At 66.7% G+C, this 12405-nt stretch carries 13 protein-coding genes; 6 read left to right on the top strand and 7 right to left on the bottom strand.

The window, feature by feature from the left end:
• Positions 1-79: 79 nt before the first annotated feature.
• The 6 genes from EZJ19_RS14595 to EZJ19_RS14570 all read right to left on the bottom strand — a co-directional run bounded on the left by EZJ19_RS14595 (position 80) and on the right by EZJ19_RS14570 (position 5424).
• A complete protein-coding gene (locus tag EZJ19_RS14595) occupies positions 80-1228 on the bottom strand; it encodes an NAD(P)/FAD-dependent oxidoreductase (protein ID WP_131448864.1) in 1149 nt (382 codons plus the stop codon).
• A gap of 4 nt (positions 1229-1232) precedes the next feature.
• On the bottom strand, positions 1233-1433 hold the full coding sequence (locus EZJ19_RS14590; protein ID WP_420813141.1) for a rubredoxin: 201 nt from the start codon (positions 1431-1433) through the stop codon (positions 1233-1235).
• Positions 1434-1820: a DUF302 domain-containing protein gene (locus tag EZJ19_RS14585; protein WP_131448862.1), complete on the bottom strand. Its 387-nt coding sequence runs from the start codon at positions 1818-1820 to the stop codon at positions 1434-1436.
• Between the two features lie 9 nt (positions 1821-1829).
• Positions 1830-2999, bottom strand: a complete 1170-nt coding sequence (locus EZJ19_RS14580; RefSeq protein WP_206199442.1) for an acyl-CoA dehydrogenase family protein — start codon at positions 2997-2999, stop codon at positions 1830-1832.
• Positions 3000-3072: 73 nt separating this feature from the next.
• The gene (locus EZJ19_RS14575; protein ID WP_131448860.1) at positions 3073-3615 is read right to left on the bottom strand and encodes an OsmC family protein; all 543 of its coding nucleotides are present in this window, start codon (positions 3613-3615) and stop codon (positions 3073-3075) included.
• A 213-nt stretch (positions 3616-3828) separates the two neighbouring features.
• Positions 3829-5424, bottom strand: coding sequence for a sigma-54-dependent Fis family transcriptional regulator (locus tag EZJ19_RS14570; RefSeq protein ID WP_131448858.1), 1596 nt, complete (start codon positions 5422-5424; stop codon positions 3829-3831).
• A 174-nt stretch (positions 5425-5598) separates the two neighbouring features.
• On the opposite strand from EZJ19_RS14570, the gene EZJ19_RS14565 reads away from it, so the two are divergent.
• The 6 genes from EZJ19_RS14565 to cynS all read left to right on the top strand — a co-directional run bounded on the left by EZJ19_RS14565 (position 5599) and on the right by cynS (position 11901).
• Positions 5599-6447, top strand: a complete 849-nt coding sequence (locus EZJ19_RS14565; RefSeq protein WP_131448856.1) for a sulfurtransferase — start codon at positions 5599-5601, stop codon at positions 6445-6447.
• Between the two features lie 432 nt (positions 6448-6879).
• The gene (locus tag EZJ19_RS14560) at positions 6880-8241 is read left to right on the top strand and encodes an ABC transporter substrate-binding protein (protein WP_131448854.1); all 1362 of its coding nucleotides are present in this window, start codon (positions 6880-6882) and stop codon (positions 8239-8241) included.
• Between the two features lie 48 nt (positions 8242-8289).
• Positions 8290-9645, top strand: a complete 1356-nt coding sequence (locus EZJ19_RS14555; protein ID WP_240754793.1) for an ABC transporter substrate-binding protein — start codon at positions 8290-8292, stop codon at positions 9643-9645.
• Between the two features lie 2 nt (positions 9646-9647).
• Positions 9648-10484, top strand: coding sequence for a nitrate ABC transporter permease (gene ntrB / locus EZJ19_RS14550; protein WP_131448850.1), 837 nt, complete (start codon positions 9648-9650; stop codon positions 10482-10484).
• A gap of 13 nt (positions 10485-10497) precedes the next feature.
• Positions 10498-11415, top strand: a complete 918-nt coding sequence (locus tag EZJ19_RS14545) for an ABC transporter ATP-binding protein (protein WP_131448848.1) — start codon at positions 10498-10500, stop codon at positions 11413-11415.
• A 42-nt stretch (positions 11416-11457) separates the two neighbouring features.
• Entirely contained in the window at positions 11458-11901 is a 444-nt protein-coding gene (cynS, locus tag EZJ19_RS14540; protein ID WP_131448846.1) for a cyanase, read from the top strand.
• A 72-nt stretch (positions 11902-11973) separates the two neighbouring features.
• On the opposite strand, the gene EZJ19_RS14535 is transcribed toward cynS, so the two are convergent.
• A partial coding sequence (locus tag EZJ19_RS14535; RefSeq protein WP_206199441.1) for a beta/alpha barrel domain-containing protein occupies positions 11974-12405 on the bottom strand: 432 nt, incomplete at its 5' end.

Genomic DNA, 12405 nt, shown 5'->3' with positions numbered 1-12405 from the left:
GCCGCCGGCCCCGGGGCGGGCGCCGAAAACCGACACCGAGCGGGCGGCTGTCGGCGAGCCGACGCCCGCGCCCGGGTGGCTAGGCGAGCACCGCGGGGACCTGGCCGGCGAGCTGGCGGCGCTGGCCGCAGGCGTCGCCGGCGAGGGCGAAGCCGAGCAAGGCACCGGCCGCGTCGCGGAAGTGGTAGCTCGCCCCAGCCGCGTCGTCGCGCTCCGCCTGCCAGGCACCCTGCCCCGCCGCCGGCGGCGGGCAAACCACGAGCGGGCAGGCCGGCGTCTTGACCGCCACCGGCATGGCGGCGAGCTGCAGGTCGGTGGCGGCGCCGGCCAGGTTGGCCGCCAGGGTGCGGGCCTGCTGCATCAGGGGCAGGACGTAGAGCAGCACGTGGCCGGCGACCTCGACGCAGTCGCCGAGGGCGAAGATGTCCGGGTCGCAGGTGGCCAGGCGGCGGTCGGCGACGATGCCGCGTCCGACCGCAAGGCCGGCCGCCCGCGCCAGGTCCGTCTCCGGCTCCAGGCCGGTGGCGGCGAGCACCAGGTCCGCCTGCACCGACGTGCCGTCGGTGAGGAAGACACCGTAGCCGGCGCCGACCGCCTCGATGGCCACCGCCGCCGCGCCGCAGCGCCAGTCGACCCCGGCCGCGGCCAGGCCCTGGCGCAGGCGGTCGGACAACGGCGCCGGCAGCATGCGAGCGAGCGGCACCACGTCGGGTTCGACGAGGGTGACGCGGTGCCCGGAGGCGGCCAGGTCGTTGGCGAACTCGCAACCGACCAGGCCGGCGCCCAGGATGCAGACGTGGGCCGCCGGCGCGAGGCGTTCCCGGAAGCGGGCGTAGTCGTCCAGGTGGTTGACGCTCAGGGCCCGCTCGCCGCCCGGGATGGCCAGGCCGCGCGGGCGTGCCCCGAGGGCGAGGACCAGGCGGCCGTAGGGGATGGGCCCGGCCTCGGTGTCGAGGACCTTCTCGGCACGCCGGATGGCCTGGACACGGCATTGGCCGCGCACCTCGATGGCCAGCTTGGCGGCCTGGTCGGCCGGCGTGCCCTGCACCAGGGCCGCGGGGGCGTGGCCCTGGGCGAGGGCGTTGGACAGCATGGGCTTGGAATAGAGGGCGCCGCTGTCGGCCGTCACCAGGGTGATGGGCAGATCGGGGGCCAGTTTGCGCAGCTCCCTGGCCAGGGTGTAGCCGGCCAGGCCGGCACCGACGATGACGACCGGGGCATCGCTCATTGGGTCATTCCACGTAGGGTTCGAAATCGGCCTTGGTGACGCCGCAGTCGGGACAGGCCCAGGTGTCCGGGATGGCGTCGAACGGGGTGCCCGGGGCGATGCCCTCCTCGGGAATGCCCTTGGCCTCGTCGTAGATGTAGTCGCAGACCAGGCAGATCCACTTCTGGGTGGCAGTGAAGTTTTGCACTTCGGCGAGCATGTTCATTCAATTCTCCTCGGGGGACAGGGTGGCCAGGATGGCTTCGAAGATCGGATCGACGTCGGCGGCGATCGCGTCCAGCTCCGGATTGGCGTAGGGCGCGAACACCTCCTTGGCGGTGCGGTAGGCGACCTGGGTCGCACCGTCCGCCTCGTACAGGTAGATGCGCAGGGGGATCTCGATGCCGGCCGGCTTGTGGGCCTTCCAGACCCGGATCGCGAAATCGGGCCGGAACACCTCCAGGATCTGGTCGGCCGGCACGGTGATGCCGCGCTTGGCGGCGTTGGCCTGGCCGTTGACGTGGGCGACCAGGCCCATCGGGACCGCCGCAACGGCCTCGATCAGTTTCGCGGCGACGCTGTCGGTCGCCATGTTGACGCGCAAGGTGATCATGTCGGCTCCTCAGGCGGTGCAGCAGGCCGGGGACTGCTCCATCTCGTGCAGTTCCTTGCGCAGGTGCTTGGTGGCGGGGGTGACGATGGCGATGAAGTAGGCCTCGCGCAGGCGGCGCTGGGCCGCGTTGTTCTGCAGGTAGCCCTTGGCGCCCAGGTGCAGCATGGCGGCGTTGGCCGCCTTCAGGGAGAGTTCGCCGCCGGCCAGGCGCAGTTGCAGGGTCTCGCGCACGTAGGGTTCGCTGCCGTCGCGGTCGATCTGCTCGGCCAGGGCGTAGGTGGCGGCGCGCGCCTCGACCAGGACCGCCTCGATGTCCTCGACCTGGTCGTCGAGGAAGCGGTTGACGTGGCCGTGGGTGCGGTTGGAGCGCTTCATCATGGCGACGCAGGCGTCGATCAGGCCCAGGCCCATGCCCATCTGGAGCAGGATGAAGGCCGACTTGGTCCGCGCGGCGAACTCGGCAAACGGCTTGCCGGGCAGGCAGACGACCTGGTCGTCGGGCAGGAAGGCGTCGCGGAACTGGCAGGCGAAGGTGTTGGTGCCGTCCATGCCGGTGAAGTGGGGGCTGGGAACCAGGGTCAGGCCGGGGTGGTCGCCCTTGACCAGGCCGATCAGCAGGCCGGTCTCGCCTTCGACGGTGGCGCCCATGTGGAAGTAGTGGTCGACCGCGATGTTGGACACCCAGGGCAGGGTGCCGTTGATCTTCCAGCCGCCTTCGACCTTGGTCGCCTTCAGGCGCGCCTCCTCGATGCCGCAGCAGGACTTCATGGAATTGGACTGGCCGGTGCCGCCCAGTTCGGCGCCGGTGGCGACGACGGGCAGGATGCGGCCCTTCAGGGCCTCGTTGGCGCTGTTCACCAGGTACCACTGCAGGGCGTATTGGGCCCAGACCAGGAAGCCCGTGGACACGCATTCCTTGGACACCTCCTCGATGACCTGGATGGCGTGCTTGAGGCCGCGGCCGCTGCCGCCGTAACTGGCCGGGGTCATGCTCGAGAAGCCGCCCAAGGCGCCGAGCTTCTTCATGAAGTCCTTGGGATACTGGGCATGGATGTCGATGTCGACGACCTTGGGCGCCAGTTCGGCGGCGATGAGTCCGGTCAGTCCGGGCAGCACTTCCTGCGCCCCGGCGGCCGGGAATTTCATGACTTGGGGGGTGTCCCGAACTTCGGTATTCATCTTTCGCTCCGTGTTGGTTTCCGGGCGTCCCGGGGCCGTGGCCGGCCGCCGGGACGCGGTTCGGCAGTCAGGCTCAGGCCAGGTCGACGCTCAGGTTGACGGGGTTGCGCAGGGTGTTGGCGACCGGCGACCAGGCGTTGGCGTGGGCGACCAGGTTCTTCAGTTCCTCTTCGCTGGCATCGCCTTCGAGGTGCACCTTGACGCGCACGTCGGTGAAGCCGAGACGCTTGGCCGGGTCGAGGTCGCCGACGCCCCAGACGGCGGTCACGTTGATGTCGCCTTCCAGTTCCAGTTCGATCTTGCTCAGCTTGATGCCCAGGGCCACGGCATTGGCGTGCAGGCCCACGGACAGGCAGGACCCCAGGGTGGCGAGCACGGCCTCGGAGGGATTGGGGGCGGTGTCGTCGCCGAGCAGGTAGGGCGGTTCGTCGATGACGTGGGCTTCGAGGTTGCGCACGTAGGTCAGGTTGCGGAAGCGCTTCTCGCAAACCGTCTTGGCCTTCAGGGTGACCACGTTGGTCGGGTTGGCCTTGCCCTTGGCGGACAGGGCGGCCAGGCCTTCGGCGTCGATGGGATCGAGGACGGCCTTGGCTTGCAGGACGGTGACTTCGGACATTTGATGCTCCTCTCGGTACAGGTTGGTCATAAGCCCCGGTGCGGGGGTGACCATGTAGGAGCAACGGCCGTGCCAGATTGTCAAAAAAATTGTAAGCGTATGTTTATTATACGTATATTCTGACAATCAGAGTATGGTTAAGCAAATTGTCTAATTGTTTATCCGGTATAGTTAACAATGTATGTTAACAATATTGAACAATCAAAACCGGCCTCAGCGCGGTACCTCGATGCCCAGTATCTTCAGGCGGTAATTGAACTGGCGCAGGGTCATGCCCATCATCTGCGCCGCCCGGGACTTGTTGCCGTTGCATTCCCGCAGGGCGGACTCGATGGCGTCCCGATCGCTCTCGCGCACCGGCTGGTAGGCGCGCACGTGGTGGGCGGCGGGGGCCGGCGCATGCACCGCGGCCATGGCCCGGTGCTCGGGGTTCTGGGCCGCCTCCGACTGTAGCACCATGGCCACCTCGGTGTCGGTGATGATATTGCCCTCGGCGAGCAGGGCCAGGCGTTCGAGCACGTTGCGCAGCTGCCGGATGTTGCCCGGCCACGGATGCTGCTGCAGTTGCTCCATGGCGGCGTGGGCGATGTTGACGTTGCGCTGGTAGCTCTGGTTGAGCTGGTTGAGGTAGTAGCGCACCAGGTGGCGGATGTCCTCCGGACGTTCGCGCAGGGCCGGCAGGCGCACCGGGATGACGTTCAGGCGGTAGAACAGGTCGAGGCGGAACTGGCCCTGGCTGACCAGGGCCTGAAGGTCCTGGTTGGTCGCCGCGACGATGCGGACGTTCACCGGCACCTCCTTGCGCGAGCCGATGCGCTGGATCGAGTGTTCCTGGAGGACGCGCAGCAGCTTCACCTGCATCGCCAGGGGCAGGTCGCCGACCTCGTCGAGGAACAGCGTGCCGCCCTCGGCCTGCTCGAAGTAGCCCGGCCGGCTGCCGGTGGCGCCCGTGAAGGCGCCCTTCTCGTAGCCGAACAGCTCGGACTCGAACAGGTTCTCCGGGATGGCGCCGCAGTTCACCTTCACGAACGGGTTGTCGCGGCGCGGGCTGGACATGTGCAGCGCGCGCGCGAACAACTCCTTGCCGGTACCCGACTCGCCCAGCAGCAGGACGGTCGCCTCGGTCTGCGCCACCTGCTCGATCTGCTTCAGGGCCCGGCGCAGCTGCAGGGACTCGCCGACGATGCCGAACGAACCGAAGGTCGAGACGTCCTTGTTGAGCGCCCACTTCAGTTCCCGGTTCTCCGACTCGAGCCGGGCGGTGCGTTCCTGGACGAACTGGGTGATGAGCAGGACGTGGGCGATCAGGGTGGCGGCGATCTTGAGCATCTGCTGGTCGCGGGCCAGCGGCCGGGTGCGGTCGCGCAGGCGGTGCACGCCGAGCACCCCGATGGCATGGCCACCCTGCTGGATCGGCAGGGCGATGAAGGAGACGGTCTCGCCGGGCAGGCGGTCGCGGTCGACGGCGCGGAAGAGGAATTCGGGTTCCGAGTCGATGTCCTGGATGATCACCATCTCGCCGCTTTCCATGACCCGCCCGCTGATGCCCTCGCCGGGGCGGTAGCGGCCACGCTTGATCTCCTGCTGGGTGAGGCCGTAGGCATAGGCGATGTGCAACTCGTCGCCGGCCGGGTCGGGCAGGATGACCCGACCGCGGTTGAGGCCGAGGAATTCGGACAGCAGGTGCAGGATCTCCCGCACCACGTAGCCCTCGTCCATGCTCTTGCCGAGCAGGGCGATCGCTTCCCGGATGACGAGGAACTCCTCGTCGACAAGACTTTCCTGAGGCACGCGCGGTATGTCGTTCATGCTGGCCGGTCCCTATGGGCTGGTTAACAAACAATAACAAATTGTGCACAGTATGTAAGCAAGACACATGCCCTCTCGGCCCTCCTCCGACAATATCTGACTAAATTACAAGGGTTTGCCGATCTGGCATGCCGGCTGCAATGGCTGGCTACCTTTCACACGATGGAGTCCCCCATGCAAGTCCTCATCTCCCCCGCCGACCTGGAAACCCTGATGGCCAGCGAGCCCGTGGTGGTCATCGACACCCGCGACCCCGGGGCCTATGCGGCCGGCCACATTCCCGGCGCCGTCAACCTGCGCGACATCTTCACCTACCTGGCCACCTCCGACCACGACGGCCTGCTTGCCTTGCAGCACACCTTCGCCGAGGAGTTCGGCAGCGTCGGCCTGTCGGGCGCCGAGACCGCGGTGATCTACGAGGAGGCGATGAACAACGGCTTCGGGCAATCCTGCCGGGGCTATTTCCTGCTCAAATTCCTCGGCTACCCGAAGATCAAGGTGTTGCACGGCGGCTTCCAGGCCTGGCGCACCGAAGGCAAGGCGGTCACCACCGAGGTGCCGACCCCCGTCCCGGCCACCTTCCCGCTCGCCCCGGACCCGGCCGGCGTGATGGTGGACAAGGCCGCCATGCTGCAGGCCCTGGACGACCAGGACATCATCAAGCTCGACGTCCGGGACGTCGACGAATGGATCGGCAGCAGCTCCTCGCCGTACGGGGTCGACTTCTGCCCGCGCAAGGGCCGCATCCCCGGCGCGGTCTGGATCGAGTGGTACCGGATGATGAAGCCGGGCGGCGAGGGGGCCATGTTCAAGGCCCGCGACGAAGTCCTCGCCGAGCTGCACACAGTCGGTATCAAGCCGGACTCCAAGGTCTACATCTATTGCTTCAAGGGCGCCCGGGCGTCGAACACCTACCTGGCCCTCAAGGAAGCCGGCGTCCAGGACGTGAAGGTCTACTTCGGGTCCTGGAACGAATGGTCCCGCGAGGCCGACCTGCCCATCGAAAGCGGTTTCCCCTCCTGACCGTGCCGGCCGGGCGCCGGCGGCGCCCGGCCCGGCCGACGCACAGGCCCGGCCGGCCGGGCCTGCCCCACCCTCTCCGCCTGCCCGGCTACCGGGTAACCCAGCGCCGCGGAGCCTGGCCGCATCGCCCCGGATGACCGGGGTTCAGCCACAAAACTCCTGACAATCTGGACTTACATTTTCCAGTTTGTAAACACTTTGTAAGTCAATTCGATACCGGAAAACAGGATACAGAGGTCCGCACTGGTCCGGTGCGCGCGCATGGGCGTTGGTGCAAACCCCTGATGGATTCAGGACTTTCCCCGGCCCGGACGGTATACCCAGGGGGTCGAACGGCGGCTCGACTTACATTTATTAACAAATTTGTACTAATCGGCCAAGCTGGCACGATTAGTGCTGATTGTCAGCCAGCAACATGAGAGGAGTTTAACAATGTCAGGCTTTGATAACCCGTTCGACCATAAGATCAAGCTGTCCCGAGGCTGCACCTGCGGCCAGCACCACAGCCAGGAGGAGCATGACCGCGCGGCGGCCCTGCATGGCGAAGACGCCCACTTCGAGCGCGCCGTGGAGTCCGCCGTCGTGCGTGCCCTGTTCCCCGAGGACAACACCCGGCGTGCCTTCCTCAAGGCCGTCGGCGCCGGGACCGCGCTGGCCGCCATCTCGACCTTCTTCCCGCTCGACGCCATGAAGGCCATGGCGGCCGAGGGCGGCCAGCTCGAGAAGAAGAACCTCAAGATCGGCTTCCTTCCCATCACCTGTGCAACCCCCATCGTGGCCGCCGACCCGCTCGGCTTCTACGCCAAGCAGGGGCTCGACGTCTCCCTGATCAAGACGGCCGGCTGGGCGGTGGTGCGCGACAAGACCCTGGCCGGCGAGTACGACGCCTCCCACATGCTCTCGCCCATGCCCCTGGCGATCTCCATGGGCCTGGGCGCCCAGGCCACGCCGATGGTCATCCCGGCGATCGAGAACGTGAACGGCAATGCCATCACCCTGCACGTCAAGCACAAGGACAAGCGCGACCCGAAGCAGTGGAAGGGCATGACCTTCGCCATCCCGTTCGACTACTCCATGCACAACTTCCTGCTCCGCCACTACCTGGCCGAGAACGGCCTCGACCCGGACAAGGACGTCCAACTGCGCGTGCTGCCGCCGCCCGACATGGTGGCCAACCTGCGCGCCGGCAGCATCGACGGCTTCATCGTCGCCGAGCCGTTCAACCAGCGGGCGGTGTTCGACGGCGTCGGCTTCATCCACATGCTCACGAGCGAGATCTGGGACAACCACCCGTGCTGTTCCTTCGCCGCCACCGGCGACTTCGTGAAGAAGAACCCGAACACCTTCGCCGCCCTGTTCCGCGCCATCGTCAACTCCACCATGCACTGCTCCGCCCAGGACAACCGCAAGTCGGTCGCCGAGGCGATCTACGGCCCGAAGTACCTGAACCAGCCGCAGACCGTGTTGGAACAAGTCCTCACCGGGCGCTATGCGGACGGCCTCGGCAAGGTGCGCAACGACCCCAACCGGATCGACTTCGATCCCTTCCCCTGGCAGTCCATGGCGGTCTGGATGCTCACCCAGATGCAGCGCTGGGGCTACGTCAAGGGCAACGTCAACTACACCAAGATCGCCGAACAGGTGTTCCTGGCCACCGACGCCCGCAAGCGCATGGCCGAGCTGGGCTACGGCGCGCCCAAGGCGAACTATGAAAAGCACACCATCCTGGGCAAGACCTTCGATCCCGCCAAGGCCAAGGCCTATCTGAAGTCGCTGCCCATGAGCAAGGCGTGAAAGACATAACCACACTGATGCAACGAGAGCAGGAGTAACGACATGTCGATGTTCAAGAACCCTTTCAACGACAAGGTGCGACTGGGCGGCTGCAGCTGCGGTAAGCACCACTCCCAGGCCGACCACGACGCCGCCCAGGAGCGCCTGGACGATGAGGCCGCCCTGAACCGGGCGGTGGAATCGGCCGTCGTGCGGGCGTTGTTCCCGGTCGACGCCGACCGCCGCAATTTCATCCGCGCCGTGGGCGCCGGCACCGCCCTGGCGGCCATCGGCACCCTCTTCCCGCTCGACGCCGTGAAGGCCATCGCCGCCGAGAAGGGCCCGCTGGAGAAGAAGGATCTGAAGATCGGCTTCGTGCCCATCACCTGTTCCACGCCGCTGATCATGGCCCACCCCATGGGCTTCTATTCCCGCGAGGGCCTGAACGCCCAGGTCATCAAGACGGCCGGCTGGGCCCTGGTGCGCGACAAGGTGCTGAACAAGGAATACGACGCCTCGCACATGCTCTCGCCCATGCCCATCGCGTCCAGCCTGGGCCTCGGCTCCCGGCCGGACCCGACCTACGTGGCGACGATCCAGAACATCAACGGCCAGGCCATCACCCTGCACGTCAAGCACAAGGACAAGCGCCACGATCCGAGCCTGTGGAAAGGCATGAAGTTCGCCGTGCCGTTCGACTATTCCATGCACAACCTGCTGCTGCGCTACTACCTGGCCGAGCACGGCGTCGACCCCGACAAGGACGTGCAGATCTCCGTGGTGCCGCCGCCCGAGATGGTGGCCAACCTGCGCGCCGGCAACCTGGACGGCTACCTCGGCCCGGAACCGTTCAACCAGCGCGCCGTCTACGAGGGCGTCGGCTTCATCCACGTCCTCTCCAAGGACCTCTGGGAGGGCCATCCGTGCTGCGCCTTCGGGGTCACCGGCAAGTTCGTGCAGGAGAACCCGAACACCTTCGCCGCCCTGTTCCGCGCCATCGCCAGCGCCACCGCCTACGCCCACAAGCCGGAAAACCGCAAGGAGATCGTCAAGGCGATCGCCCCGGCGGCCTACCTGAACCAGCCCGAGATCGTCCTCGAACAGGTCATGACCGGCCGCTACGCGGACGGCCTGGGCAACATCGTGAACGCGCCCGAGCGGGCCGACTTCGACCCCTTCCCGTGGAACTCCATGGCGGTCTGGATCCTGACCCAGATGAAGCGCTGGGGCTACATCAAGGGCGACGTCAACTACAAGCAGGTGGCCGAGCAGATCTTCCTGGCCACCGACGCCCGCAAGCGCCTGACCGAGATGGGCCTGCCGGCGCCGAAGACGAACTACACGAAGCACACCGTCATGGGCAAGGTGTTCGACCCGGACAAGCCGGACGCCTACCTGAAATCGTTCAAGATCCGGAGGACCTGATCATGATCAAGTCGCTGAGAATACGTTCCGTCCTGGTTTCCCTGCTGCTCCTGGGCAGCTTCCTCCTGGTCTGGCAGCTGGCCACGCTGCCCAAGGCGGGCGGCCTGCAGGGGGTCGACGCCGAATACGCCGCCCTCATGGGCGGGGCCGTGCAGCAGTCCAACGTCCCGGGACCGGTCGAGGTGGGCAAGACGGTCTGGGAAAAGCTGTCCAACCCGTTCTACGACAACGGCCCCAACGACAAGGGCATCGGCATCCAGCTCGCCTACTCCCTGGCCCGCGTGCTGCTCGGCTTCGGCCTGGCGATCGCGGTGGCGGTGCCGCTCGGCTTCGTGATCGGGATGTCGCCGGTGATGCGGGGCGCGCTCGACCCCTTCATCCAGGTCCTCAAGCCCATCTCGCCCCTGGCCTGGATGCCGCTCGCCCTCTACACCATCAAGGACTCCGGCATCTCCTCCATCTTCGTGATCTTCATCTGCTCGATCTGGCCGATGCTGATCAACACCGCGCACGGCGTGGCGACCGTGAAGAAGGACTGGCTGAACGTGGCCAAGACCCTGGAGGTGAACCACATCCGCACCGCCCTGCAGGTCATCCTGCCGGCCGCCGCGCCGACCATCCTGACCGGTGCCCGCATCTCCATGGGCATCGCCTGGCTGGTCATCGTCGCCGCCGAGATGCTGGTCGGCGGCACCGGCATCGGCTACTTCGTCTGGAACGAATGGAACAACCTGTCCCTGGCCAACGTGATCTTCGCCATCCTCATGATCGGCCTGGTCGGCATGGCCCTGGACCTGGTCTTCGGCGGCCTGCTCAAGCTGGTCACCTATCGCGAATAAGGACGCACACATCATGCACGAGCAAGAATTCCTCAAGATCGAAGGCCTGGCCAAGGTCTACCCGGCCACCTCCGGCAACAAGCCCCTCACCGTCTTCGAGGACATCCACTTCAGCATCAACAAGGGCGAGTTCGTCTGCATCATCGGCCACTCCGGCTGCGGCAAGTCGACCATCCTGAACGCCCTGGCGGGCCTCGAGGAGTCCTCCGCCGGCGTGGTCATCATGGACGGCCGCGAGGTGTCGGGTCCGAGCCTGGACCGCGGCGTGGTGTTCCAGAGCCATGCCCTGATGCCCTGGATGTCGGTGCTGAAGAACATCGAGTTCGCCGTGAAGTCGCGCTGGCCGAAGTGGGACAAGGCCAAGGTGCGCGCGCAGTGCCAGAAGTACATCGACCTGGTGCACCTGACCGGCAACGAGGACAAGAAGCCGGCCGAACTGTCCGGCGGCATGAAGCAGCGCGTCGGCATCGCCCGCGCCTTCTCCATCGAGCCCAAGATGCTGCTCATGGACGAGCCCTTCGGCGCCCTCGATGCGTTGACCCGCGGCGTCATCCAGGACGAGCTGCTGAACATCTGCGCCGAGACCCACCAGACCGTGTTCATGATCACCCACGACATCGACGAAGCCATCCTGCTGGCCGACAAGATCGTCCTCATGACCAACGGCCCGGAGGCCAAGATCGGCGAGATCGTGGTCAACACCCTGCCGCGCGACCGCACCCGCAACGACATGCACAAGCACCCCCACTACTACCGCATCCGCAACCACCTGGTCGACTTCCTGGTCAGCCGGTCCAAGCTGCTGCGCGACGAGACCCCGGCCGGCTACGACGCCAAGCGCCCGCCCATGGTGCGCCCGGGCCTGGAAGGCGACCCCGAACCCCAGCCGGAGCGCGAGCGGGTGCGCCCGCTCCTGCACGCCGTGTCCTGAACCAACCCACGCTATCCCGTCATTACCGTTAGGAGAAACACCATGAACCGTCTCGAAGTCACCGAACTCATCATCTCCCAGAAGCTCGCCAAGGGCGTCAAGTGGGAGGACGTCGCCAAGGCCGTCGGCCAGAGCAAGGAATGGGTCACCGCCGGCTGCCTGGGCCAGATGACCTTCACCGCCGAGCAGGCCAAGGCCATCGGCGAAGTGCTCGACCTCCCCGCCGAGGCCGTCACCCAGCTGCAGGTGGTGCCCTACAAGGGCTCCCTGCCCACCGCCGTGCCGACCGACCCGCTGATCTACCGCTTCTACGAACTGATCATGGTCTACGGCACCACCATCAAGGAACTGATCCACGAGGAATTCGGCGACGGCATCATGAGCGCCATCGACTTCTCCATGGACATCTCGCGCCTGCCCGACCCCAAGGGCGACCGGGTCAAGATCATCCTGAACGGCAAGTTCCTGCCCTACAAGATGTACTGATCCCGGAGACGGCCCGCTTGCCGGGCCGTCCCGAAAGACCGGCGCCGGCATCCGCCCGCGCCGGTTTCGTTTTCAGCGCGCGGCGAAGCGCACCTTCACGTCCCTGGGCGGGGCATGGTACGGCGCCGAACTGACCAGCAGGCCGGCGCCCGCCTGGGCATAGGCGACCGCGTTGCCGACGTTGACGCCGCCGGCAATGGCCAGGATCGGCGCCAGGCCGCGCGCCGCCAGGTCGGCGGCCAGGGCGTGCACCTGCTCCGGCGTGAAGCGCTCGAGCTGGATCACCGGCGCGCCGGCCTCGGCCCAGGCCAGGGCCTCGGCGGCGGCACCGACCTCGACCACCAGGGCGCGTTCCGGCAGCGCCCGGCGCAGGCGCGCCACGGTCGCCGCCGGAACCTCGTCGAGGAACAGGCGGTGTTCGTCGAACACCATGAGGGTTTCCGAGAGGCCGAGACGGTGCATGCAGGCACCGCCGCTGTGCACCGCCTTGACCGCCAGCGCCTT

This window comes from Parasulfuritortus cantonensis, from assembly GCF_004337445.1.
In the GTDB taxonomy this organism is placed as follows: Bacteria; Pseudomonadota; Gammaproteobacteria; order Burkholderiales; family Thiobacillaceae; genus Parasulfuritortus; species Parasulfuritortus cantonensis.
Note: the sequence above shows the minus strand (reverse complement) of the source record. Positions and strands in the feature narration are given on the sequence as shown.